The following is a 24,555-nucleotide window of genomic DNA, read 5'->3' as shown; positions in this document are numbered from 1 at the left end:
CCGCGACGGTGCCGTCTCGGTATCGGCTGCGTAGCCGCGAAGCGAATACCGAGCTACAAGCTCATGCCTGCGGCCCTTCGCCCTCCGCTTTCGGCTGCATGTCCGGCAAGGAATCCAGATACAAAGCCTCCACCTTGTCACGCGCCCATGGCGTGCGGCGCAGGAAGACGAGGCTGGATTTGATGCTCGGCTGCCAGTTGAAGCAGTTGATCGGAATCATGCGCCCGAGCATCTCCCAGCCGTAATGCTCGACGAGTTGAGTGACCATTTTCTCCAGCGTGATGCCGTGGAGTGGATTTTTGGGGCCGGCAGCGTGCATGGTGAATCGTGGATTAAGATCATTCTTCCGGCACTTCGCCCGATTTGGCAGCCTTCACCACCTTGGCCTGCGCCTTGGCATTCAGCGGCTGCACTTTGACATAGCTGCCATCAAACGAAGCACGCGCACCGTGATACGCGCCCGTGTTGGCACCGACGACTTCGAGTTGCCGACCGCGCAGGATAAAGCTGACGTTGGCCTCTGCGGTATTGCCGCTCTCCCGGCCTTTGTCACTGAACCAACCGATGGTTTGATTCCAAACGGCGCTGCCAGCCAGCCCACCGAGATGTGAGGTGCGACCGCGCACACACGTCATCACGAAGTGCAGGTGTCCCCCGCTTTCGACGATCTCGATGCCGCCACCGTAGCTGTCACTCCACAGGCCAGTGAGCGTTTCATCTGTTGCTTCGCTCATGAGTCCTTTGAGCCAGGTGGTGCGCTCCTCGGCAAGACCAGCCGCAGTGGTGAGGTACTCAGGGGAATCCAGCGGCAGTTCGCCATGAAAATCTGCACCGGTAAACTGCGGTGAACGCGCGAGGTAATCGCGGTGCTCCACCCAAGCACGCTGTGATTCCTTGAGCGAGTTGAACTCGGACTCTGGCAGCGCCCTCTTCGCAGCGGTCCAAACTTCGTTCAAAGTGCGATCCGCCTTATCAAATAATGCCCTCGCCTCTTTGGCAGTCAGCGCTTTTGCCTCAGCCAAGCTAGAACTGGTTAACGGCACTGCCAGCGCCAGCACCAAAAACAAAGTCGTGTTATTCATGAGGCAGCAGGATAGCGGCGTCCATCGCTGCGTCCAAGCTTTTGCCTGCGGTAATTTCGATTTCCTGACCTTCAGCATGCACCTGATTTTCTCACGCGACTCACGCCTTGCGCTCCCACTTTTTACCTCTAGCCTCCGCCGTCTTCGATCCCTCCACCGTCCATGAGTCTCTACGATCAATTCATTCAATGGGTCAGCAGTTTGAACGCGCAGATGGTGGCGGACTGGTTCCGCACCATGGAATGGCAGCGCGTGCTGCCGGAGATCACCGGTAAGTTCATCGGCTTCCTGCTCGGTTTCGGCGCAAGCTGGTTTTTGCTATTCCGCCGCCACTTGAAGGCGCTCGACCGTCTGCGTCGTGGCGACTCGGATGATGTGCTGTTTCAAGCGCACTTTCTCTCGCCAGTGCCGGGCACAGGCGATTTCGTGCTGCTGTTTCGCAATCTGACCTCGTCCACCACGGTGAACGATCTCTACGACAACCCCGCCGCGCGCAAAATCGTGCGCGAGATGGCCGACTACACCACGCTGCGCAATCCCGTGCTACGCACCGAAGGCCTGCTTGGCTTTGAAGTGCTCAACGACGCCTTCAATCACATCGCCGGTCATCTCGCCACCACGCCCTTCCCACGCGAGACCTGGCTGTTCGCCATGACCTGCGAAGACCGCCAGGTCGTGCGCCGCAAATGCGTGCGCTGCTTCCTCATTCGTCCCGCCGATCTGGAACGCTTCGCCAACTGGACCTGGTGCCGCGAAAACATCCGCTGCGAGCAGCCTTGGCACTGGTACCGCATCGTGGCACTGCATCAGCTCGCAACGCAATGGCAGCAGGAGGAGCAAGACGCACAGCATCCCTCACCCAAACCGCAGGGCATGCCGCTGGTGGACAAACACGCCACGCACCGCCGCATTCGCCAGATCTCCGTCGGCATCTTCACCGCCGAAAAGCCCGTCGGTGAACCCGCCGCCATTGCCTGGCCCGCTCAAGAATGGGAACTCAAAAAGATGGGCCTCGATCTCAACGCTTCATCAGCATCCTGATCGCAGCGAGCAGCACGATCAGCCCCAGGCCGATGCGCCAATCGAGCCATGCAGGGGCATCAACCGGCTTGGATTCACCCTTACCTTCGATCTTCACCGTCTGCGGCAGCAGATCGGCGATCTGAGTGAGTTCCGGCAGTTGCTGGCCCGGCATCGCCTGATCCTTGACCATCTTCTTCCAATCCACCGCCATCACGAGATCCACCCCTGGATTCTGCTCCTTCACCTGACACGAGCATGAACCGATGAGGAACTGCGCTGCACGGTCCACTGTCTCCACGCGAATGCCTTTGCCCACGAGCGCATAAAGCACCCTGCCCTGGCCGAAAATCGGGAACGCAATAGGCTCGTTCAATCCACGCAAGTCTGGCTCACTCGCCAGCAGCATCGCGATGAAGGCGCTTTCCGCCGCATCATCACGTTTCAACCGCAGCGTTGAAAACTCCAGCCGCAAGCCGTCACCGGGGACAGAAACCAGACCATTTTTGACATCCTGCTGGTCGAGCTTTGGCAGTTCCATCACGCCCGCGAGATATTCGAGTCGTTCATCGAGAAATTTGGCAGCGGCAGCGTCCTTGGCGGCAGCCCCGCTTTCCAACAGCACCCAAACAGCGCTCTCCCCTGCCCCCAGCCGTTCCGCAATCTGCTGACGTGCGGGGGAATCGAGCAACGCCTTCACATTCGCCTCATTGAAGTCCGCCGACCAAATCACCTCGTCGTTACGCATCATCAGCGGCTGCCGCAGCTCGATTTTCGGCACGTCTGCGGTCGTCACTTTGAAGTTGCCGTCCAGCTTTGTGCCATGCGGCACCGTCACCCGATACGGATCCGCCGCCCAATGCTCCAACGCATAGCGAAACACCGGCACCGAGCACGCAAACGCGGATGTAGCGGTGAGAATGAAAAAAGCGATGAGGCGATGCGGCATGAGTCCGGCACACTACGTCGTTCCCACGAAGAATTCGCCATCAGGCCTGCGTTTTAGTTCAACCATGCGCCCGCTCCTATTCCTTCTCGCCTTTGCCACCGCTCGTGCCGACTGGCCCACCTACCTGCACGATGCATCACGCGTCGGTGCCACGAAGGAGGAACTCAAACTGCCTTTGCAACCGGCGTGGACGCTTGAATCACCGACCGCACCGAAGATGGCCTGGGCGGGTGAGGACGGGCGCATGATCGAAGGGCATGAGTTGTTCAACCGCGTGCGCTTTGATGACGTGTTCCATGTCGCCATCAGCGGTGGGAAAGTGTTTTTCGGTTCCTCGGTCGATGGGCGTGTGATCTGCCGTGATCTGGCCACCGGGATGGACAAATGGTCGTTCTTCACGAATGCGCCGGTGCGTTTGGCTCCGACTATCGCCAATGGCAAGGTCTATGTCGGCTCCGATGATGGCTACGCTTACTGCCTTGATGCCAAGACGGGCAAACTCGTGTGGAAACTGCGCGCAGGGCCGCATGATGAGCGCATCCTCGCGCGAGGCCGCATGATCTCACGCTGGCCGGTGCGCACGGGCTTGCTGGTCGAGGATGGCATCGCGTATTTCGGCGCGGGCGTGTTTCCACATGAGAAAGTCTTCATCTACGCCGTCGGGGCGGCCACAGGGAAGGTCATTTGGAAAAACGATGCGATCAGTGAGAAGGACGCGGGTCGCAATGACCTCTCGCCGCAGGGCTACATTCTCGCGACGAAGGACGTTTTGTTCGTGCCGTCAGGTCGTTCGCTCGCAGCCTCGTTTGATCGCAAAACGGGTGAGTTCCTATCAAAACCGGAGCCGGGCTGGCGTGGCGACGCGGGCGGGCAGATCGGTGGCTCGCAGGCATTCCTCGCGGACGATCAAATCTACGCCGTGGGCGAGCATCACATCCTCGCGCTCGATCAGGAGAAGCAGAAATCCGGCTTCGGCTGGTTCGCCGGCACGCAGATGACGCTGGCGGGTGACATGGGCTACATGGCGAACGGCACGAAAATCATCGCTATCGACCGCATCAAGCACGCCGAAGGCACGCGCATCCGCCATGCGCATGAAATGGCCATCGCGAAAATCAGCGCTGACTTGAAGAAGCATCCGGCGCTCGCCGAAGCGAAGAAATTTCAAGCCGCCGAAGCCGCCGCACGCAAAGTCAAAGACGATCCAGCCGCCTTTGCGAAGGCGCAGGCCGAACTGGCCGCCGTCGCAGCCAAATACGAGCCGCTGCGGATCGCCTACAAAGCGAAGCAGGACGAGAGCGCGAAGCACAAGGCCGATCTGGCGACTGCCGCCGATGTGGGTGTGAAATGGACACTCGAATCTCCGCATGAGTCCGCGCTGATCGTCGCGGGCAAAACGTTGATAGCAGGCGGCAAGGGCGAGGTGATCGCCATCGATGCTGAAACGGGCAAACCAGCCTGGAAAGCCGCCGTGGATGGCGAAGCTCGTGGTCTGGCCGTTTCTGACGGCCATCTCGTCGTCAGCACGACGACAGGACGTGTTTATGTCTTCGGCGAGAAGGCTGTGGAGTCGATCGCGGTCAAGAAAGCCAATGATTTTCCGTCAGACGCCGCGCATGCCAAAGCTGCTGAAGCCATCTTAAAGCAAACCGGTGTCACGAAGGGCTTCTGCATCGTGCTCGGCAACGACAAAGGCCAGTTGGCCTACGAACTCGCCAAGCGCAGCGAGTTGATCATCTTCGGCGTGGATGCGGATGAGAAGAAGGTGGCTGCGGCGCGTCGGGAACTGCTCGCGACGGGCCTTTATGGCCCGCGCATCACGGTGGATCACCTCGATCTCGCGGTGATGCCGTATTCGAGCTACTGCGCCAATTTGATCGTGAGCGACAGCGCCGAGCCTGTGGGCGTGCCAGCGGGTGTGGCGCGGCATTTGAAGCCGATTGGCGGCAAATTCTGTTTCAAGACGACGCCGAAGACCGACGCATGGCTCGCTGAAACAAAACTCGTCGAAGAAAAAGCAAAGCTCACAAATGCAGATGGTTGGAGCATCCTCACGCGTGCCGCCTTGCCCGGTGCTAGTTCGTGGTCTCATCAGTATGGCAATGCGGCAAACACATCGAGCACCGACGACCGGCGCATCAAAGGCGGACTCAGCGTGTTGTGGTATGGCGATCCCGGTCCGGGCCAGGTGGTGAATCGTCACGATGGAGCCGTGGGGCCGCTTTCGACGAATGGACGCCTCTTTGTGCAGGGCGAGGACAGCGTGCTGGCCTACGATGCTTACAACGGTCAGTTCCTCTGGGAAACGAAGAACCCCGGCGCGATGCGCATCGGCGTGTATAACGCCCGCGAGCCGGGCAACATGGCCGCGAGCGATGATTACCTGTTCATGCTGATGGAGGAGGACTGCATCCAGTTCGACGCCGCCACCGGCAAAGTCGTGCGCATCCTCACGATTCCAGGCGCTGGCACGAAGAAGGATCTGCAATGGGGCTACATCGCCTACCAAGACGGGTTGCTTTACGGTACGGAAACCGAACGCGTCGAAAAGGCCGCCGAAGTCGCCCGCCGTGGCAAAAGCGGCTCGATTTCGACGGACAAGATCTTTGCCTTTGATGTGAAGACCGGCGCGTTGAAATGGACCCATGCGGGAAAGCACATCTCACACGTCAGCATCGCCATCGGCGATGGTCGGCTATTTTTCATCGACGCTTCGCTCACGCCTGAGCAACGCGCCCTCATGCTGGCGCAGGACAAGACCGATCTCGCCAAACTCACCGGCAAAGAGCGCGAACTGGCCGAGGATCGTGTGAAGAACAACGACCTGCGCATGGCGGTGGCGCTGGATGCCGTTACAGGCCAGCAGCAGTGGGCCAAGCCGGTCGATGTCACCGATTGCAGCGACATCGGCATCGGCGGCGGGGCATTGACGCTGATGTATCACAACGGGCACCTAGTGCTCGGCGGCGCGAACGCCAACGGGCACTACTGGGAGCAGTTTTTGAGCGGTGAGTTCAAACGCCGTCGTCTCGTGGTGCTCGACGCGAACAAGGGCGACAAGCTGTGGGCCAAGGACGCCAATTACCGTCATCGCCCCGTTGTGATCGACAACGAAATCATCGCCGAACCGTGGAGCTACGACCTCTACACCGGCGCACAGAAGACCCGCAAGCACCCCATCACCGGCGAGGAGTCCGCGTGGATGTTCGCACGCCCTGGTCATCACTGCGGCGCGATTTCGGCGACACCGAACATGATGTTCTTCCGTTCCAAGTTCACCGCGTTCTATGATCGCGACAGCGACAGCGGCACGGAGCACTTCGCCGGTCATCGTCTCGGCTGCTGGATCAACACCATCCCTGCGAACGGCCTTGTCATGATCCCCGAAGCCAGTGCGGGCTGCGTGTGTCTCTTCTCCATCGCCAGCACCGTCGTGTTCGAACCGCGTGAAGACCGCATGAACTGGGGCGTTTACAGCGCGGACGGCGCTTCCCTGCCCGTGCAGCACATGGCGCTCAATCTCGGCGCTCCTGGCGACCGCCGCGATGCGCATGGCAAACTCTGGCTTGGCTATCCGCGCCCGAGTTCGCGTGCCGGCATCGACCTGCCGCTCGATTTCAAACCGCAGTATGCCAAAGGCGGCGGTGCTTACAGCTTCAACGAAGACAGCCATGTCGTGAAAGGCCACGACACACCCTGGATCTTCACAAGTGGCCTTTGTGGCCTCACGAGGCTCGACATTCCCGTTTTGGCGAAAGGCCAGCCTCCTGCGACATACACGGTGAAATTGATGTTCGCTGCGATGGAAGGCGACAAGCCCGGCAAGCGCGTCTTCGACGTGAAACTCGGCGACAAGGTGGTGCTGAAGTCTTTTGACCCCGCCACACGCAAGGGAGCCAGCGTCGAAGAGTTCACGAACATTCCCGCGACGGCGAATCTCGTCGTGGAGTTGATCCCCGCGAACCCCGGTGTGGAACCGATTCTCAACGGTCTCGAAATCCTGCGCACGAATGCCAAGGAGATCACCGGCGGCGTGGCAGAGAGGTGATGCACCGAAACAATGTCTCGTGTAGGCTGCAAATGCCTTGAATCCCTTCTCCTGGCTCGAAACTCATCGCGGACGCTACACCGTCGTCCGCTGGCTGTTCCCACGGCTGCTGGCGGCGATCTATCTCATCGCCTTCGTCTCCTGGGGCCTGCAGTATGACGGTCTCGTCGGCGAAAACGGCATCCTGCCCGTGAAGAACCTGCTCGAAAACGTCCATGCGTTCGAGGAGCGCGAGCACCAGACGCTGCTGTGGCAATTTCCGAGCATCTTCCACTGGCATTACAGCGATGCCTTCGCGCATGGCTGCCTGATCGCGTGCGGCATCCTCTCCGTGCTGGTGATCGCCGGTGTGGCACAGGGGCCGCTGCTGGCCCTGCTGTGGATCGGCTATCTCTCCTTCGCCACCACCGGCGACATTTTCATGGGCTATCAATGGGATGCGCTGCTGCTGGAGGCCGGTTTTCTCGCGCTGTTCGTCGCGCCGTGGCGGTTGTGGTCGTGGCGCGGTCTCACCGAGCCGCCGCGCGGTTCCATCTTCCTCCTGCACTGGCTTATCTTCCGTCTGATGTTTCTCTCCGGCTACGTGAAGATCGGCGGCGGCGATCTGCCATGGGAAAACATGACCGCGCTGCTCTACCACTACGAAACGCAGCCGCTACCGAACGGCCTGTCGTGGTTCGCACACAATGCACCGCGCTGGTTCCACATCGCGAGCTGTTGGATCATGTATGGCATCGAACTCGGGCTGCCCTTCGCCATTTTCTTCGGCCGCTGGGGCCGTTTGTTCGCCGCGCTCGGCTTCCTCGGCCTCATGGCGATGATCTCCGCCACCGGGAACTACAATTTCTTCACCCTCCTCACTGCCGCGCTCGCCCTCACGCTGCTGGATGACCGCTGGTGGCCCAAATTCGTCCGCCGCTGGCTGCGCATCGACGCCGAAACACCACGTCCGTCTTTTCGAAGCTGGACACAATGGCCTGCGCTCGCGGTGGTGCTGCCTGTCGTCTTCATCACCCTCCTCGCGGCCGACTCCTTCCTTGCGGGACGCATTCGGAACTACCAGCCCAAGTTCTCCGACAGCCTGCACGCCAAGCTTGATGCGCCCATCGCCCGCACGCGGTCCTTCAACGCCTACGGCCTGTTTCAAGACATGACCGAGGAGCGCCCCGAAGTCCTCATCGAGGTCAGCGACGATGGCGGCCTGTTCCTGCCGCTCGATTTCAAATACAAACCCGGCGATCCCAAAACCGCGCCGCGTTTCATCGCCCCACATCAGCCGCGCCTCGACTGGCAGATGTGGTTCGCCGCGCTCTACCCCGGCTATGATCCGCAGCGCGATGCCAATCTTGGCTCCCCGATGCACTGGTTCGGCCAATTCCTCACCGCCCTGCTCCAGCACAAGCAGCCGGTTTGGGATCTCCTCGAACCACCGCCCTTCCCGGTCGAAAAAATCACCCACATCCGCGCCCGGCTCTACCGCTACCACTTCACCAAGCCCGAAGTGCAGAAAATCACCGGCGAATGGTGGGAACGCGAACACGTCGGCCCCTTTAGCCCCACCGTGACGCTGAACGCGGATTCAAAAGGGAGGAACTGAGAATGGCGGAACTGAAAAAGGTGAAATGGCCCGGAAAACGATCCGCCACAGACCGCTCTTCCCATTGTCCATTCCATCATTCCTCCATTCCCAGTTCTTCCATGCCCGTTGCCACCGTCCACGCCTCACGAATCTATCGAGCTTTCCCCTTGCGCCCCGGCGATTCGCGACGACTATCGCCGCCCCTCGCTCCTCATGGGAACGCGGGAATCACAATCGGGGCGTAGCTCAGCCTGGTAGAGCGCTTGCTTTGGGAGCAAGAAGTCGTCAGTTCGAATCTGGCCGCCCCGACCACTCAGATTTTAAATCTGAGATCTCAAATTTCAAATTCTCTGATGTCCGCCCTTTACGCCGTCGCCCTCAGCACCTTCAAGGAAATGGGCTGGCACTACCGCGAAGTCGCCGCCCAAGAGGTGATCGAGTCCGACTTCGAGGCGCATCACACGAAAATCCCGCTGCATATGCAGGTTTTCGGCGAAACCCACATCGCCAGCGTCGTGGCGCTTTCCTCACTGCAAGTTCCCGCCACGCATCGCCTTGCCGTGAGCGAACTCATCATGCGCTCGAACAAGGAGCTGAACCTCGGCAACTTCGAGCTCGAATGGGACAGCGGCCAGGTGATGTTTCGCATCAGCAATGTCTTTCCACCCAATCGCCACGACCAGCGCATCCTCGCCAGCATGGTTCACTCCGCCGTCGCCGAGACGGACCGCCTCACGCCTTACCTCGGCGAAATCGTCCGCACGCCCAAAGGCGAGCTGCTGCTGCTCAAGGTCGCCGATTTAATGAAACGCGAAGATTTGCTCCCGCCCGCGCCCGATGCAGAGTGATTGGACGTGACACAGGCAGCCAGCCTGTGCTTCTCTGGCCGCGAACTGGCCCTCACCATGTCCGCCCGCTACACACTCCAGCAGCATCCAGCCTTCAGCGATCCGCTGACCAAGGAGGATCTGTACACGCTTGTGGCCCGCGGCTCCCTGGCCCGTGGCGAGATGTGCATCGATGAAGACACCGGCCTCACCCACACCGTGGGCGAACTCGTCAGCGGCATGCGCCGCCCCAGCCAGCCGCGCCTTGACCGCCCCGCGTATCGCGAGATCAGCCCTGATGCCGATGGCTACGAGGAAGAAGAAATCATCGAGGAAGTGGAAGAGGAAGACGCGGAAGAAGACGACAATGATTACACCCCGAGCGGCGAAGTCATCCTGCATCACGCACATCCATCGTGGCTCGGTTATACGAAGGCCTTGTTCCTCTGCATCCTGCTCATCATCGCCGGTGGCCTGCTGTTCGTCATACAACTGGAATACGCCGTCATCGCCCTGCTCTGCGCCTCCTCCACGTTCATCGCCATCGGCATCTCACGCTACTCGCACGATTACATCATCACTCGCGAACGCGTGGAGCTGATCTGGGGCATCATCGGTCGCAGCTCCAAAGAAGCGCGCATCTGCGACATCCGCAGCATCGACGTGTACGAGTCCGGTCTCAAAGGACTGCTCGGCCTAGGCACCATCGACTTCTCCACCGCCGCCAACGCCGGCATCGAAGTGCAGTTCAAGGACATGCGCCAGGCCCACGAAGTGAAAGACCTCGTGCGAAAGCTCCAGCGCGGCGGCCCAGTCACTGATGATTGAATCATCGGCATGAAATGGTTCCTCCATGCCTCCTGCGTCGCGCTGCTTATGCAAAGCGCGGCTCATCCGCAGCTCACTCGCGCCATCGACATCCGCACGCTGCCCTACGAGCGCAGTTTGGAGAAACTCCCCGTCGATCTCACTGCCACCATCGGCTTCGTCGAAAGCGGTGGCACCGCTTTCGTGCAGGACGGCACTGCGGGCACGCATTTGCACTTCAAACCGGCCCGCAACGATCTCCGCGTCGGGGATCGCGTGCAGGTGAAAGGCGTCACCATGGCCGGACTTTACCTTCCGGGCGTCGAAGTGACCGAAATCACCGTTTTGAGCCACGAATCGCCCCCGGCGGCGGTTTCGTCGATCTACGACGACCTCGCCACGGGGCGCTTTCATTATCAAAGAGTGCTCGTCGAGGGGCTCGGCCGCACGTTGACGCCGCTGGACGAAAATCGCTCCCTCCTGCGCCTCGCGATGGGCAGTCGCGTCATCGAGGTGCGGGTCGATGCGCCACCTGAATCCGCCCCCGATCTCATCGACGCACGCCTGCGCATCACCGCCCTAGCCGCCGGGGGCATCAATGACCGCCGCCAGCTCGTTTTTCCGTATTTGCGCGTCACCGAGTGGAGCGATGTCGCCCTCACGCAAAGCGCCGCCGTGCCCGAGTCACTGCCCGTCATCTCCGTCGCCTCGCTGCTGCGCTTTGGCGCGGCGGACGAGCCGCATCACCGCGCCCGCATTCGCGGCACCGTTTTGGCCGCGTTTGAGGATGGCCGCGTCTTCCTGCGCGATGTCACCCCGCCACCGCCGCCGCGTGAGGTCAAAGAGGACGCGTCGCCGAAGGCCCCGCTCTCCCCGGCCATCGCCGTCCATCTCTCCACCACGCCATCCCTCCTCGCGGGCGATCTCGCCGAAATCACCGGCTTTCCCGTCATGGCCGGCTTCAGCGCCTCGCTCGCCGATGCGCAGGTGCTCAGCCGCCAGGCCGCCGAGCCCCCCACTGCCGCCCGCGTCACCTTGCGTGAGTTTCAAAACGGCTCGCACGATGCCGATCTCGTCCAACTCACCACGCCCGCCGTGTTGAATGACTTCTTCCGCACGCCCGACGGCTACGAGCTGCGCCTCACCTCCGGCGGCACCTCCATCCGCGCCTTCCTCTTGGAAAAAACCGCGCCCCGGCTCGAGCTCGGCTCCGCCTGCCAGCTCACCGGCATCTGCCTCGTCGAGTCCGCCACCACCGACAAAGGCTTCCGCTCCGAGCCCGACCGCGCCTCGCTCCTCCTCCGCTCGCTCGATGACGTGCAGGTGCTCAGCACCGCGCCCTTTTGGAATGCCCGCCGACTCGTCATCGCCATCGCCCTGCTCGGCGGGCTCGTGCTGCTCACCCTCATTTTGCTCACCCTCCAGCGCCGACAGATCACCCGTTTGGAGAGCAAAATCACCCACCAGGCTGCGCTCGACGAGCGACAGCGCATCGCCCGCGAATTCCACGACACCTTGGAGCAGGAGCTCACCGGCCTCTCCCTCCGGCTCGATGCCGCCACCACGCGTCCCCTGGAGGAAAAAGCCCGCACCCTTCTCGAAACCAGCCGCAGCCTCGTCTCCCGCATCCAGAGCGAAGCCCGCAACCTCGTCTCTGACCTCCGCGACGACACCGCGCACGCCACCACCCTGCCCGAGGCCTTGCAACTGCTCGCCACCCGCGCCCCCGAAGGCATCGCCATCACCCTCGATCTGAGTCCCATCCCCACCATCCCGCCGCCCGTCACGCATCACCTCCGCATGATCGCCCAGGAAGCCATCACCAACGCCCTCAAACACGCCCACCCCACCCAAATCCAGCTCCACCTCTCCGAGTCTCCCCGTCTCCCCGTCTCCTCTTCTCCCAGTCTCCCCATCTCCCAGTCTCCCCATCTCCTCACCCTCCGCATCACCGATGACGGCCAAGGCTTCGATCCCACCGCCCAAACCCACGGCCAACCCGGCCACTTCGGCTGCATCGGCATCCGCGAACGAGCGCGGAAAGTCGGCGCGGAGGTGAAATGGGACAGCGAGATGGGAAAGGGGACGACGGTGTGGGTCACGCTGCCGCTGGGGAAATGACGAAATCCGAATTTCCGAATGACGAACGATGCGGCATGGCACCCGCTACAGGGAGCGCACCTCCGCTTCTGGTTTAGGTCTATCGCCGTCCTTCGGCTTCAATTCGTGGCGGGTAGCGGATTGCTCGGAGTCGGCTTGTTCTTCAGCTTTTGCTTGTTGGGCGACGAATTCCTCATAGGCAGCATCTAGCTCATCCATTGCTTCATCTGCGACGGAATCATCTTCTGGCTCCGTCGGATAAACAGACAACTCGAGATCAACCCCGAGTTGTCCCGCGATGCTCAACAACTGATGCGGAAAACGAAAGCTACACCACCCAGGTGGATAAATGTTGGCTCCAAAGTCGATGCAAAGAGACTGCACTCCAGGAAACTGAGCCAATCGCTTCAACTCATCCGCATTCTGACTCATAAATAGAAAAGCCTCTTTGAGTTGAAGCCTGTAGTCATCGAATTCGGCTTCACTGACGACAATGCTAAAGCCAGATCTCTTCAACTTCCGCCCCTCCGGATCGACTGTCGGCCGCGCTGGATCGCCCACTTGATACAATTCGTCGATCGTTAGAGACGAACCTCGCGTGAAGGAGTTAACGTCGAATCTTTCTCCAGATGCTCTTAGGATCGCAGACATATTTTGGAGAACGGTATTGAATTTGGTAGATAGAACAGGAGTTCACCGACGCAAAGGCCCCGGAATCCAGGCTTCAATGGAAGCGATAAAGCCGCGCGAGGTCAAGCCTTGGGTGCGGCGGGTCGTCGAGGCTGCGGGCGTTTGGATGCGATGCCTCGCGTCATCACGTTGGTGAACTCAGAACTTGGCTCCCGCAGATTCGGGGAGGCCCACAGATTGGCTCCAAAACAGAAATCTGCTGGCCTCCCTGAATCTGTGGGGAATCAAAACCGTGATGGAGCAATGCATCACCTATGCCGAAGGAAAGAAAACGGCGAAGCATGTCTCGTTGCCACCCCCCAAATGACGAAAGAAGCCCCAAGCCCAATGACTTTGCTTCGGATGAGAATTCTGCCGCAGATTCAGGAAAACCGCAGATTGAGTTGTTGAGTCAAAAATCTGTGGCTTCCCTGAATCTGTGGCAAACACCTCCTCACTTAACGGCATTGATTCTGAACTCGTCATTCCCTTATGATCTCTCTTCTCCTCATCGACGATCACTTTGTCGTCCGCAGCGGCCTCGTGGCCTCGCTGGAGCTTGAGGACGACCTCAAAATCGTCGGTGAGGCGGATCGGGGCGAGGACGCTTCGAGGCTCTTTGCTCAAACGAAGCCCGATGTCGTGCTCATGGACATCCAACTGCCCGGCCTCAGCGGCATCGACGCCACCGCCGCGCTGCTTCGCGAGCATCCTGCCGCCCGCGTGCTCATTTTCTCCACCTTCGCCCGCGACGATGAAATCCAGGCAGCATTGAAGGCCGGAGCACTCGGCTATCTCCAGAAATCCTCCTCCCGCGACGATCTCCTCGCTGCCATCCGCACCGTCGCGAAAGGTGAACGCAGTTTGCCCACCGACATCGCCCAGCGCCTCAAAGACCGCCTCGCCGAACCCGAAATCACGCCCCGCGAGCGCGAAATCCTCACCCTCGTCACCCGAGGCAACGCCAACAAAGGAATCGCCGCCACGCTCGGCATCGGTGAGGACACCGTGAAGCAGCATGTCAGCCGCATTTTGATGAAGCTCAAAGTCAACGACCGCGCTCAAGCCACGGCGGAGGCGATTCGGCGGGGTTTGGTGAAAGTGTGAGCCAGACCCAGATTCCAGGCTGACAACGCGGCACTCTTTCAGCATAATCGGCGCATGACCGCGAAACCGCGCCTCGTCTTCATGCTCGCCTGCGCCGCCATCACGGCACGGGCCTTGGACACGAACACCAACCAGCAAAGCGACATTTGGGAGATCCAATATGGTGCGTTGAACCTGCCCGCGCTCGAAGACACGGATCGCGACGGCTTTTCGAACACGCTCGAAAGCATCGCGGGCACAAACCCGCTCGACGCGCTCTCATTTCCGAAGACCGAGATCATTCCCGGTGCGCCGGGGGAGGTCCAGATGCGATGGCCCAGCCAGGCGGGCAAGCGTTACGGCATCCACGGCAGTCCTGATCTGAATCCGGCCAATTTCACCCTGCTCGGCACGGTGACGGGGGATGGCGCCCCGATGCTCGAACCACTCGCCACCAACGGCCAGGGCCGCTGGTTCTTCAAACTCGCGGTGGCAGACGCCAACAGCGACCTCGACACGCTTTCCGACTGGGAGGAGCTGGCCCTCGGCTTCAATCCCCTCCTCACTCACAGCGACCGCCATGACACCGACGACCTGACGCGGGTGCAATACACGCTCAATGCCAATAGCACGATCACCGTGGGCTTGATCGATGCGGACATGCGCGAGGACTGGCCGGACAAGGGCGCCATCGCCATCCGCCGCAGTGGCGGCCTGAAACCGCTGTGGATCAACGTGACCTTCACCGGCAGCGCCACGCGTGACAACGACTACACCACCAGCAACAGCGGAGCGCAGGTCTATCTCCCCCTCGGTGCACGCGAAACGTGGGTGGAGCTGGCTCCGATCAATGACGCGAATGTGGAAGGGATGGAAGACATCACCGTTACTGTCACCACGGGCGCTGGTTACTCGCTCGGCAGCAGCACCAGCGCCACGGCGACCTTGGGTGATGCCTCGCCGTTGCCTTCGGCCAAGGAAGCCGCGCGTTTTCTCATCCAGGCGGCCTTTGGGCCGGACCAGGACAGCGAAGCAGATGCGGACCACACCCCTGAGAATGTGGAGGAAGTCATGAACATGGGCCTGGAGGCGTGGATCAACGATCAGTTCACGCGTCCCATCGGCTACATCCAGCCTTACACGGACTGGGCGGTGCAATATGCCAATGCGATGCAGCTCTACGGCAACTACAAGCAGCACTCCTGGTGGCGGCGCGCGATGGGATCGCCGAAGCTGCGCCCGGATGACACCGCCGAGCAGCTTCCCGATCCGCTGCGCCAGCGCGTGGCCTTCGCCCTGAGCGAGATCCTCGTCACCTCCGACCGACCCGAAACGCTGGCGGTCGATCAGCGCGGCATGGCGAACTACTACGACATCTTCGAGCAGCACGCCTTCGGCAACTACCTCGACATCCTCAAGAAGGTGGCGATGCACCCGGTGATGGGCGTTTACCTCAGCCATCTCGGCAACCAAAAGGCCAATCCGGCGCTCAACCTCCACCCGGACGAAAACTTCGCCCGCGAGATCATGCAACTCTTCACCATCGGCCTGTGGGAGCTGAACACCGATGGCACACGCAAAACCTACCGGCCACCGCACCCGTATGCCGGACAGTTCATCCCGACGTATTCCAACACCGACATCACCGAACTCGCCCGCGTCTTCACCGGCCTGACCTGGGGCGACAGCCCCAACTTCAATTCGAACAACCTGCTCAACGGCGACCGCCTCCAGCCGATGAAAGTCTGGGACGCCTACCACGACTGCGAGGCGAAGACTCTGCTCGGCGGCTATTTCATCCCCGCCTCCAGCCCGACGCCTGGAAACGAAGGCGGCGCTGGCACAGCGGACATCAATGCGGCAGTGACCAATCTCTTCAATCATCCCAACGTCGGCCCCTTCATCGGCAGGCTGCTCATTCAGCGCTTCGTCACCTCAAATCCCAGCCACGCTTACATCGGTCGCGTGACCGCCAAGTTTAACGACAACGGCAGCGGTGTTCGTGGCGACATGAAGGCCTTCATCAAAGCCATCCTCATGGACCCCGAGGCGCGTGATCCGGTGATGATGGACTCGCCAACGTTTGGCAAACTGCGCGAGCCGTTCCTCCGTGTCGTCAATCTCGCGCGTGCCTACAACGCCGCCTCCACCTCCGGCCACTACCCGCTCGACCAGTTCAGCCTCGATCACCAGCAAGACCCGCAGAACTCGCCCAGCGTGTTCAACTTCTTCCTTCCCGGCCACAGCCCGCCCGGCCCCGTCACGCAGATGGGCCTCGTCGCGCCCGAGTTCCAGATTCTCAACGCCAGTTCCGCCATCACCGGCGCGAACTACTTCTACAACACCATCGGCAACAACGGCCTGCACCGCTGGGGCAATGGCACCGCCGCCTATGTCGTGCGCCTGAATCTCGACCCCGATCTCGGCAGGATCGTCCCTGCCGCAAACATCAACGAAGACACGCCAAGCGCAGCCAACCTGCTGGACAGCGACGCGCTCATCCGCCGGCTCGACCTGAGCCTGATGGGCGGCACCATGTCGCCACGCCTGTTTCAGACCATCCGCGAGTCCATCGACCGCGTGAAGCCGCCGAACACCAGTTGGCGGTGGCACCGCGAGCGGCTGCGACTGCTCATCAGCCTCATCGTCACCTCCGCCGAGTTCAATGTGCTGCGCTGAACACTGCCATGTCCCCCGTTATGACACCTCCTCAGCCAACGGTGGACGGCTTTCGTGCCGGACTTCGAGCACCACCACGCGCCCAGCGGCTTCGTCGATCCAAAACAGCACACGCCAGCCCTTCCCCGACTTCCACGGACGGAACAGCATGCGGCGCAAAACGATTTCAGGATGCCACTTGCCGCTCTCAGCGGCCAGACCATGCCATTCAGGATGCCGGGACAGCGTTTCGAGCGATTCATGAAGCCTGGCCCGCCAAAGCTCGGCCAGTTCATCGCCTCCAGGCCGGACATTCGTTTCATACCAGCGCATCTGGTCGTCCATGGACTCCAGCGCCTCCGGCGAAACTTCCAACCCGTGGCTCATTCGGCCCGCGCTTCACGTCGCCCGGCAGCCTGCTGCCTCAGTCTCTGCATCGCCACATCGAGTGGAATGCCGCTTTCGCCGCTGGCACAAGCATGCACCGAGCGTTGCAGTCTTTCGTCCATCACCCTCTCATACGTCTCCCAGTCCATGCATTGCATGGCGTGGATGGCTGCCTCCACGCCAGCCTCCTCCGGCAGCCCGCGTGGGCTGACCTGGTAAGGAGTGATTTCTTCACGAACAACCGAGTCCATGGCCGCAGCCTAGCATGACGCGCCCCTTTTCCGCAAACAGCAATTCCAGCCAGCCACTTTATGTTCACTTCCTTTTCCTCCAACCGCCGCCAGTTCCTCGGCCAGGCCAGTTGCGCTGCCGTCAGCTCCATTCCGGTGCTGAACACGCTGCTGAACCTCACCGTGGCCGAGAAAGTCTCCGCCGTCACCGCACCCGCCAACGGCGAGTATCGTGCGCTCGTCTGCATCTTCCTCTCCGGCGGCAATGACAGCTACAACATGCTCGTGCCGCGCGAGGCTGCGGCCTACGCGCAGTATCAGGCCACTCGCTCGAACCTAGCGCTCGCTCCCGCATCGCTGATCGACATCCATCCCACCGGCCTGCCCGACTTTGCCGTGCATTCCGGGATGCCCGAGGTGGCCGGCTTGTTCGAGGCGGAAAACGCCGCCTTCATCGCCAACGTCGGCACGCTCATCGAACCTGTGCAGAACCGCACACAGGTGAGCACGCTGGCAAAGCTACTGCCGCTGGGCCTGTACTCCCATTCCGACCAGATCGAGCAGTGGCAGACCAGCCTGCCACACCAGCGCAGCGGCATCGGCTGGGCAGGACGTGTCGCGGACATCCTGCAAAGCCTGAACAACAACCAGAAGGTGCCCATGAACATCTCGCTCGATGGCAGCAACCTCTGGCAAACTGGCAACGACGTGGCCGAATATGCCATCACCACCAGCGGCGCGGTCGCCCTGCAGAATTACAGATTCGACTGGCAGCAGAATGACGCGGTCAATCAGGCGCTGAGCCAGGGCGTGGACAGCCAGCTCGCGCAGCAATACTCAAACGTGCTCATGCAGACCTTCAACTCGCGGAAGAAGGCCGCGCTGGACGCCTACGATGCCTTCACCACCGCCACGTCGGCCGCATTGCCCGGAAACATCACCTTCCCGTCCACCTACGTCGGCTCGCGCCTTCAAATGATCGCCAAAGCCGTGCATGGCCATGCACATGCAGCGCTCGGAGCCAAGCGGCAGACGTTTTTCATCAACTGGGGCGGCTGGGACCATCACAGCGGCGTCCTCGGTTACCAGAACTCGATGCTGCCGCAGGTCAGCGCCGCCATCGGCGCGTTTTACAACCAGCTCGTCGCCATGGGTATGCAGGACAACGTCACGCTCTTCACCGCGTCCGATTTCGGTCGCACACTCACCAGCAACGGCCAGGGCAGCGACCATGCCTGGGGCGGGAACCAGCTCGTGGTGGGTGGCAGCGTGCTCGGCCGAAAAATCTACGGCCAGTATCCCAGCCTCGCGCTGAATCCGCAGAGCGGACCCGAGGCCAACCCGCTGGACACCGGCAGCGGCCGCCTCATTCCCACCACGAGCTGCGATCAGTTCTTCGCCGAACTCGCCCTCTGGCTCGGCGTTTCTCCCTCCGACCTGCCGGTGATCCTGCCAAACATTGGCAACTTTTACTCCCCCGGCAGCGCCTCACCCCCGCTCGGTTTCATGGCCTGACCTCACGAAAGTGGGGTGCGTCGGCTGCTGAAAGACGGCGCAAAGCGCCGTTAATGGAGCATGACGCGCCTGTTATTCGTTCCATTCCTCCTCTCTTTCACCTCTGCTGCCTTCGCCCAAAACGACTCGGGCGGCAATGACGTTGCCGACAAGACCAAGTCCGAGCCGGTCATGCAGTGGCGCTTTGATGATGCAAAGGAAGCCGGACCGCGTGCGCCGACCTATCCGGGCTTCGCGAAGGACAACAAGGCAATGATCTTCACCGGCGATGGCAAGAAGTCCGCCCTTGAAGTCAAAGACCGCGAGAATCTGCGTTTCGGCCTCAATGAGACGATCACGCTCGAAGCCTGGGTCAAAACAGCCAACCTCAGCGGCACGCCTTACATCCTCGGCAAAGGCCGTCTCGGCACCAAGGAGTTCGGCCAGGAGAATCAAAACTACGCCCTGCGCCTCAAAGACGTGAAGGGCGGCGCGCAGATCGGCTTCCTGTTTCACAGCGCCGACATTCCCGGCAAGAAAGGCGACTGGCATCGCTGGTGGTCGAAGGACATGCTGCCGACCGCTGGCTGGCATCACATCGCCGTGACCTACACCTTCGGGAAACTCAAGAGCATCAAGGGCTACATCGACGGCCGCGAAACTGACGGCGTGTGGGACATGGGTGGCGAGACAGATCGTGCACCAGTCACCGATGGCGACGCGCTCATGCTCGGCAGCGGATCCACTTTGGCCTCCTCGCACTCGCTGAACGGCTGGCTTGATGATGTCGCGATCTATCGCGGCCCGGTGGATGTCGATGCGCTCAAATCACGCTATCGCTTCGTGCCGCCACCGCCGCCGATTGCGAAGCAGGACGTGCCTGCCGGGCGGGTGCTCGTGCAACTCGCGGAAGAAGGCATGCCCGACGCGAATGCGTGGCCCAGCGAGCCGCCGAAAGTCGCCGAGACCTACACCGAGGACGTGTTCGGCTTCCTCGACGTGCCGCAGAAGTATGTCGAGACCGGCGTGCGCGGAGATCGTCATGTGCCCTTCCTTTTGCGTGCCGCAGCGAGCGTGACCTTCCCGAAAGGCAAACACCGGCTACTGCTGCGTGCCCGTGGTGCTACGAATCTTTACATCGACAACAAAACAGTGCTCACCACGCCCTTCCCGCCGAATGATTCGGACGGCCACCACCTCGTCGCCGATCAACAAGGCTACCTCGACCTCGGCCCCGACTTCCGCTTCGTCCCGCCGGGCAATCGCGAGGCCTGGTGCGAGTTTGAGGGCACCGGCAAGCCGCAGTTCATCGTGCTGGAGACTTTGGTCGGCAGTTACACCGGCAAAAGCATCCGCCGTCCTGAACTCGGCGAAACCGTCGTCGCTTGGTCGCCACAAGGCAGCGAATCATGGCAGCTCGTCACTCCCGCCAAACGCGACGTGGCCTACAACGACGCCGACTGGGCCGCTTATGAGAAAGAACGCAGCGCATACTATGATGCGATGAATGCGAAGAAACGTGCCGAGCTGCGCGGCAAATCGGCCACCTATTGGGCCACGCGTCGCGATGCCGCGCAGACTTGGCTGAAGCAGGTCGAAACCGTGAAGGTGCCTGAACTGGTCCCAGGATTCCCTGCCAGCAACGAGATCGACCACTTCATCGCCGCAAGGATCGACCGCGTGAAGGCGCAGGACGCGCACAAACGCAGCATCGACTACTTCAAAGACATCCAGCCCATCCTCGAAGCCAAATGCACCGAATGCCATCGCGGCACCAAGGCCAAAGGCGGCCTGCACCTCGATTCGCTCGCCGATGCGATCAAAGGCGGCAAATCTGATGGTGCCGCAATCACTCCCGGCAAGCCAGATCACAGCGCCATCATCGCCCGCATCACTTCCGACGGCGAAGACGAGATCATGCCGCCGAAAGGCAAGCCTTTGACCAAAGATGAAGTCGCGCTGCTCACCACCTGGATCAAAGAAGGCGCGCACTGGCCCGACATCCGCGCCGATCACCTCACGCTCACTCCTTTGACCGACGACCTCACCTTCCTGCGCCGTATCTATCTCGACACCATCGGTGTGCCGCCATCGTTGGAGGAAATTCGCGAGTTCCAGGCCGATGCGGCAAAAAGTGCTCAGTCCTCAGTGCTCAGTGCTGACACTGCAAAACTGAGCACTGAGCACTCCGCACTGAGCACTTCAGCCCGCACCAAGCTGATTGATCGCCTTCTCCGCGACCCCCGCTGGGCGGACAACTGGATGGGTTACTGGCAGGACGTGCTCGCGGAAAATCCAAACATCCTCAACCCCACGCTCAACAACACCGGCCCCTTCCGCTGGTGGCTCTACGAGTCGCTGCAGGACAACAAGCCGATGGATTTCTTCGTCACCGAACTCCTGCGCATGCGCGGCAGTGAGCGCCTCGGCGGTCCCGCTGGTTTCGGGGTCGCTTCACAAAACGATGTGCCGATGGCAGCCAAGGGCACCATCGTCAGCACCGCTTTCCTCGGCGTGGAAATGAAGTGCGCACGCTGTCACGATTCACCCACCGGCAAATCGTTGCAACAAGACCTCTTCGAACTCGCCGCCATGCTCGGCACGAAGGAAATCGCCGTGCCGAAGACCAGCAGCGTGCCGATGGACAAAATCCACGCCGGTGGCCGCAAGCCGCTCATCCAGGTCACGCTCATCCCCGGCACGAAAGTGCAGCCGAAGTGGCCCTTCGCCGAGTTCTGCGACGAGAACGCCGCGAAACTGGCCGAAGACGCGAAGGACACGCGCGACGTGCTCGCCGCGATGATCACCGCACCGCAGAACGAACGCTTCGCACAAGTCACCGCCAATCGCATCTGGTCACGCTTCATGGGACGCGGCATCGTCGAGCCCGTCGATGACTGGGAAAAAGGCAAGCCCACGCATCCTGAACTCATCCAGTGGCTTGGCCGCGAGTTCGTACGCGGCGGTTATGATGTGAAGCAGCTCGCCCGCATTATCTTGAACAGCCACGCCTATCAACGCGCCACGGACAACACGCTGAAGCAGACCAGCCCGCTGTTTAGCTCGCCAGCACCACGTCGGTTGCAGGCCGAGCAGATTGTGGACTCGCTCTTCGCCGCCACCGGCAAACCTTTCCACACCGAAGAAGTCTGCCTCGACATCGACAACCAGCGCGACCTCAAAAATGCCATCCACATGGGCAAACCACACCACAGTTGGATGCTCACCAGCACCAGCAACGAACGCGACCGCCCCAGCCTCGCCCTGCCGCGCATCCAAGCCGTCACCGACGTGCTCAGCGCCTTCGGCTGGCGCGGCAGCCGCCAAGACCCCATCAGCAAACGCGACGCCGATCCGAACGTCCTCCAGCCCGCCATCCTCAGCAACGGCACCGTCGGCGTCTGGCTCACCCGCCTCAGCGACGATCACGGCGTCACCGCACTCGCGCTCAAAGAGCAAACGCTCGATCAATTCCTTGATCGTCTCTTCCTCAAGCTCCTCACCCGCAAACCCACCGCCCAAGAACGCGAGCTTTACACCAAGCATCTCGCTGCGGGCTTCGAAACTCGGGCAAATCATAAATCACAAATCATAAATCATAAATCCACGCGAACGCGTGAGCAGTACGTGAGCTGGTCCAACCACCTCGACGCCGAAGCCACCAACGTCCGCATGGCCCAGGAAACCGCCGCCCGCCAAGGTGATCCACCCACCGAACAACTCGACGCCCCATGGCGCACCCGCATGGAAGACATCCTCTGGGCCATGCTCAACGCCCCCGAGTGGGCTTTCAGTCCTTGAGTCCATCCACTCGATGAATACACTTTCACCATGAGCACCGCTGCCACCGCCATCTTCCAACAAGCCGCCCAGCTTTCTGAAGCCGAGTGCGAGGAGCTTTATGAACAGCTTGGGAATCATCTGAACCGCGCCCCTGCTTCGGAAGAGCCGCTGTCGAGTGATATGCAGGCCACGCTGGACCGCCGCTGGGATGAGATCACCTCCGGTAAGGTTCAATGCAGAGATGCTTTTGAAGTGCTGGCTGAGTTGAGAGCCAAATACCATGTTTAGCCCCCGCATACATCCAGAGGCCACCGCAGAGCTTGATGAGCAATTAGTAAAAAAGCATGTCGCCCGCCGCCCAATCCGTGATGCCACTGCTCAACTCGCTTTCCGAGCGGGAGCGGCTGGAGATCGCCCATGAATTGAAGCGCGGGCTAATTTCCGACCCGAAGCTGAGTGCCGCTGACCGCAAACTGCTCAAGCGCAGCCTGGCACTCAAACCCAGGCAGCGACGACTCCTCGCCGACATCCTTTCCATGCTCAATCACCCGCCGCAGGATGAACTAGAGAAGCTGTTTCAGGAAATCCTCCGCATGAGTCACGGTCTGCGCTTTGAAGTCGGCTGGCGGCTCGATGAATCCCTGCCAACGCGCAGGCCAGCGCCACTGAGCAAGCAGCAAATCGCCGAACTCAAACGCCGCATCAAAGAGATCGACTCCGGCAAAGCCAAGATGATCCCCGGTGAAGTGGTGATGGCGAAACTGAAAGCCATGCAGGCCAAATCACGCGCCAAGGCCGAAGCGAAAGTCGCCGCCGCGCGCATTGATTGGTCGAAGAAACCACGCCCAGGTTTTGTGCCTGCGGAAGACGTTCTGGCAAAGGTGCGACTGACCTTCAGTCGTCGCTCGAAATCCCGCCCCCCACGAAAGTGAGGGACGTTGAGTGTCAAAGCCGCCGCGTGTGGATTCAGACTCAGGGCGGCAATGACTAGGATCACGGCAGGCTCACCGCCACGCGGCCGAAGCAACGGGGGATCAGCGTGGCATTGTAGGGCTCCTCATAGATCACGCGTTCCCATGTCGCGTCGATGGGGATGACACTGGGTGTGTCTGCCAGTGGCACCCAGGAGTTCAGAAGCGTCAGGTCGCTCGACTTCTGTGGCGTGTAGATCAGCCCGCTGCCGATGCGGCACACGAACGCGAAGCGGAAGACGCTGCTGGCTCCATTGGGCTGCGTGGTGATACCGGGAAGACCGCTGCCACCGCCTGTGGGCATGGTGGCGGAGTCCGGGCCGCTGAGGTTCATGTTGAAGGCGTACTTGAGCAGGTTCTCCACCCCGTCGTGGTGCGGTGTTGCATCCAGAGCGGCGTTGGGGCCGGTGAGCCCGGCGGTGGTCATGGCGTTGGTGGCCGCCTGGGTGGGGAAAAAACTGAAACTGGCCACTGCTTCAACCAAGCCAGAACTGCCGTTATATAGGCCCCAGTGGTGCGGCCACGAGCGCGGAGCTGGCCGCTCGCGGCAAGGCTTCCGGGTAGAGCCGCCCGTTGCCGGGCGGCTCCCCCACAGACCCGTGCTAGCCCAATTAATTCTACTTTGGTAATTCATCTGGGCACTCATAAAAGTCATCGAGAGGTCTTTGTTTGCGGTAGGCCGAGTCGATGGATTTTCTTCGCTTTCGATGACGGTGTTGGAGTTGCTCGATGACATCCTCGCGTGTGGCCACCGCTGACGGCAAATAGTGACGCAGCAGCTCGACGACATCCGCCGCACTCAAGAGCGGATACTCTTGGGCATGCATCATGCGCTCACGCAGTTGAAACAGCATGGCCAGCATCA

19 protein-coding genes, 1 tRNA gene and 1 pseudogene are annotated in these 24,555 nt (G+C 61.0%); 13 read left to right on the top strand and 8 right to left on the bottom strand.

What is annotated here, in order from left to right; genetic code table 11:
- Positions 1 to 61: 61 nt before the first annotated feature.
- Both ACKVY0_RS14935 and ACKVY0_RS14930 read right to left on the bottom strand, forming a co-directional pair.
- Entirely contained in the window at positions 62 to 319 is a 258-nt protein-coding gene (locus ACKVY0_RS14935) for a VF530 family DNA-binding protein (protein ID WP_409215619.1), read from the bottom strand.
- Positions 320 to 338: 19 nt separating this feature from the next.
- Positions 339 to 1,082, bottom strand: a complete 744-nt coding sequence (locus ACKVY0_RS14930) for a lysozyme inhibitor LprI family protein (protein WP_409215618.1) — start codon at positions 1,080 to 1,082, stop codon at positions 339 to 341.
- A gap of 162 nt (positions 1,083 to 1,244) precedes the next feature.
- Here ACKVY0_RS14930 and ACKVY0_RS14925 point away from each other — a divergent pair, with 162 nt between their 5' ends.
- Positions 1,245 to 2,123: a hypothetical protein gene (locus tag ACKVY0_RS14925; protein WP_409215617.1), complete on the top strand. Its 879-nt coding sequence runs from the start codon at positions 1,245 to 1,247 to the stop codon at positions 2,121 to 2,123.
- On the opposite strand, the gene ACKVY0_RS14920 is transcribed toward ACKVY0_RS14925, so the two are convergent.
- Positions 2,101 to 3,051 (bottom strand): hypothetical protein, encoded by a 951-nt coding sequence (locus ACKVY0_RS14920; RefSeq protein ID WP_409215616.1) that lies wholly within the window; start codon positions 3,049 to 3,051, stop codon positions 2,101 to 2,103. The two genes, ACKVY0_RS14925 and ACKVY0_RS14920, sit on opposite strands and share 23 nt — an antisense overlap.
- Positions 3,052 to 3,115: 64 nt before the next feature.
- Here ACKVY0_RS14920 and ACKVY0_RS14915 point away from each other — a divergent pair, with 64 nt between their 5' ends.
- The 6 genes from ACKVY0_RS14915 (at position 3,116) to ACKVY0_RS14890 (ending at position 12,433) form a co-directional block, all read left to right on the top strand.
- Entirely contained in the window at positions 3,116 to 7,099 is a 3,984-nt protein-coding gene (locus ACKVY0_RS14915; protein ID WP_409215615.1) for a PQQ-binding-like beta-propeller repeat protein, read from the top strand.
- Between the two features lie 37 nt (positions 7,100 to 7,136).
- A complete protein-coding gene (locus tag ACKVY0_RS14910) occupies positions 7,137 to 8,696 on the top strand; it encodes a lipase maturation factor family protein (RefSeq protein ID WP_409215614.1) in 1,560 nt (519 codons plus the stop codon).
- Between the two features lie 217 nt (positions 8,697 to 8,913).
- Positions 8,914 to 8,990: transfer RNA gene (locus tag ACKVY0_RS14905), tRNA-Pro, on the top strand.
- Between the two features lie 41 nt (positions 8,991 to 9,031).
- Positions 9,032 to 9,526 (top strand): hypothetical protein, encoded by a 495-nt coding sequence (locus ACKVY0_RS14900; RefSeq protein ID WP_409215613.1) that lies wholly within the window; start codon positions 9,032 to 9,034, stop codon positions 9,524 to 9,526.
- A gap of 57 nt (positions 9,527 to 9,583) precedes the next feature.
- Positions 9,584 to 10,333: a PH domain-containing protein gene (locus ACKVY0_RS14895; RefSeq protein WP_409215612.1), complete on the top strand. Its 750-nt coding sequence runs from the start codon at positions 9,584 to 9,586 to the stop codon at positions 10,331 to 10,333.
- A 9-nt stretch (positions 10,334 to 10,342) separates the two neighbouring features.
- The gene (locus tag ACKVY0_RS14890) at positions 10,343 to 12,433 is read left to right on the top strand and encodes a histidine kinase (RefSeq protein ID WP_409215611.1); all 2,091 of its coding nucleotides are present in this window, start codon (positions 10,343 to 10,345) and stop codon (positions 12,431 to 12,433) included.
- A 45-nt stretch (positions 12,434 to 12,478) separates the two neighbouring features.
- On the opposite strand, the gene ACKVY0_RS14885 is transcribed toward ACKVY0_RS14890, so the two are convergent.
- A complete protein-coding gene (locus tag ACKVY0_RS14885; RefSeq protein WP_409215610.1) occupies positions 12,479 to 13,063 on the bottom strand; it encodes a hypothetical protein in 585 nt (194 codons plus the stop codon).
- A gap of 510 nt (positions 13,064 to 13,573) precedes the next feature.
- Between ACKVY0_RS14885 and ACKVY0_RS14880 the strand changes: the two genes are divergently transcribed.
- A complete protein-coding gene (locus ACKVY0_RS14880; RefSeq protein ID WP_409215609.1) occupies positions 13,574 to 14,188 on the top strand; it encodes a response regulator in 615 nt (204 codons plus the stop codon).
- Between the two features lie 54 nt (positions 14,189 to 14,242).
- Positions 14,243 to 16,846 (top strand): DUF1800 family protein, encoded by a 2,604-nt coding sequence (locus tag ACKVY0_RS14875; protein WP_409215608.1) that lies wholly within the window; start codon positions 14,243 to 14,245, stop codon positions 16,844 to 16,846.
- An 18-nt stretch (positions 16,847 to 16,864) separates the two neighbouring features.
- On the opposite strand, the gene ACKVY0_RS14870 is transcribed toward ACKVY0_RS14875, so the two are convergent.
- Both ACKVY0_RS14870 and ACKVY0_RS14865 read right to left on the bottom strand, forming a co-directional pair.
- Entirely contained in the window at positions 16,865 to 17,212 is a 348-nt protein-coding gene (locus tag ACKVY0_RS14870; protein WP_409215607.1) for a type II toxin-antitoxin system RelE/ParE family toxin, read from the bottom strand.
- Positions 17,209 to 17,463, bottom strand: a complete 255-nt coding sequence (locus ACKVY0_RS14865) for a hypothetical protein (RefSeq protein WP_409215606.1) — start codon at positions 17,461 to 17,463, stop codon at positions 17,209 to 17,211. Before ACKVY0_RS14865 ends, ACKVY0_RS14870 begins: the two co-directional genes overlap by 4 nt.
- Before the next feature lie 60 nt (positions 17,464 to 17,523).
- Here ACKVY0_RS14865 and ACKVY0_RS14860 point away from each other — a divergent pair, with 60 nt between their 5' ends.
- The 4 genes from ACKVY0_RS14860 to ACKVY0_RS14845 are packed head-to-tail and all read left to right on the top strand — an operon-like array spanning position 17,524 to position 23,651.
- The gene (locus tag ACKVY0_RS14860) at positions 17,524 to 18,957 is read left to right on the top strand and encodes a DUF1501 domain-containing protein (RefSeq protein WP_409215605.1); all 1,434 of its coding nucleotides are present in this window, start codon (positions 17,524 to 17,526) and stop codon (positions 18,955 to 18,957) included.
- 60 nt (positions 18,958 to 19,017) lie between these two features.
- Entirely contained in the window at positions 19,018 to 22,737 is a 3,720-nt protein-coding gene (locus tag ACKVY0_RS14855) for a DUF1553 domain-containing protein (protein ID WP_409215604.1), read from the top strand.
- Positions 22,738 to 22,767: 30 nt separating this feature from the next.
- Complete coding sequence (locus ACKVY0_RS14850; protein WP_409215603.1) at positions 22,768 to 23,007, top strand: addiction module protein; 240 nt, start codon at positions 22,768 to 22,770, stop codon at positions 23,005 to 23,007.
- A gap of 56 nt (positions 23,008 to 23,063) precedes the next feature.
- Positions 23,064 to 23,651 (top strand): addiction module protein, encoded by a 588-nt coding sequence (locus ACKVY0_RS14845; RefSeq protein ID WP_409215602.1) that lies wholly within the window; start codon positions 23,064 to 23,066, stop codon positions 23,649 to 23,651.
- 61 nt (positions 23,652 to 23,712) lie between these two features.
- Here ACKVY0_RS14845 and ACKVY0_RS14840 read toward each other — a convergent pair whose 3' ends face one another.
- Both ACKVY0_RS14840 and ACKVY0_RS14835 read right to left on the bottom strand, forming a co-directional pair.
- Positions 23,713 to 24,117, bottom strand: coding sequence for a hypothetical protein (locus ACKVY0_RS14840; RefSeq protein ID WP_409215601.1), 405 nt, complete (start codon positions 24,115 to 24,117; stop codon positions 23,713 to 23,715).
- A 190-nt stretch (positions 24,118 to 24,307) separates the two neighbouring features.
- A pseudogene (locus ACKVY0_RS14835) lies at positions 24,308 to 24,555 on the bottom strand (hypothetical protein); the annotation flags it as partial.

It is taken from the genome of Prosthecobacter sp. (genome assembly GCF_046154365.1).
In the GTDB taxonomy this organism is placed as follows: Bacteria; Verrucomicrobiota; Verrucomicrobiia; order Verrucomicrobiales; family Verrucomicrobiaceae; genus Prosthecobacter.
This window is presented reverse-complemented; position numbering and strand designations above follow the sequence as displayed.